The organism is Sulfitobacter sp. HI0129 (assembly GCF_001635395.1).
Lineage (GTDB): Bacteria > Pseudomonadota > Alphaproteobacteria > Rhodobacterales > Rhodobacteraceae > Sulfitobacter.
Map to the genome: position 1 here is coordinate 1 of NZ_LWGH01000005.1, position 677 is coordinate 677.

The 677-nt window shown below is 59.8% G+C and carries 1 protein-coding gene and 1 pseudogene; both read left to right on the forward strand.

What is annotated here, in order from left to right:
* Positions 1-3 precede the first annotated feature (3 nt).
* Positions 4-492: an SCO family protein gene (locus tag A3764_RS00155; protein ID WP_067951000.1), complete on the forward strand. Its 489-nt coding sequence runs from the start codon at positions 4-6 to the stop codon at positions 490-492.
* Positions 489-677: pseudogene (locus tag A3764_RS25765) on the forward strand (M23 family metallopeptidase); the annotation flags it as partial. The gene A3764_RS00155 and the pseudogene A3764_RS25765, both read left to right, overlap by 4 nt.

Below are 677 nucleotides of genomic sequence, written 5' to 3' on the forward strand. Positions count from 1 at the left end.
GCGATGGAGTTCCGGCTGACCGACCACGAGGAAAATGAGGTAGGGCCTGGCAACCTGATCGGTCGTCCGACAATGGTGTTTTTCGGGTTCACCTACTGCCCGGACGTCTGCCCGACGACCCTATCGGATATTTCCGGCTGGCTTGAGGAACTGGGCGACGAAGCATCAGAGATGAACGTGGTCTTCATCACGGTCGACCCGGAGCGGGACACGGTCGAGGCCATGGCCGAATATGTCGGCTATTTTCATCCGGTCATTCGTGGTTGGACGGGGCCGGAAGACCAGATTGCCCGCGCTGCAGAAGGGTTTCGTGCCTCATTTGAGCGCGTCCCGACTGAGGGCGGCGGCTATACGATGAACCATACGGCAGGCGTATTCCTGTTCGATGCCGAGGGTGAGCTCGTCACCATGATCGACTATCACGAGCCAAGAGAATTCGCGGTGCCGAAGATCCGGCGCGCACTGACAGAAGACGTAGAGGGGGCAACATGAAGATAAGAACTGTCTTGGCGGCCGTTGCGGTCGCAGGCGCATTTTCGGTGACCCCCATCGCCATCTCTGGCGTTCTGTCCAAAGAACCGGTGCCCCCTGCGATTGCTGAAGCGACCCTCTGGACTCCCGATCCGCTTGCGCCGCCTCGGATTACCGAAACCAATTCGGTCCGCCCTACACTCGCC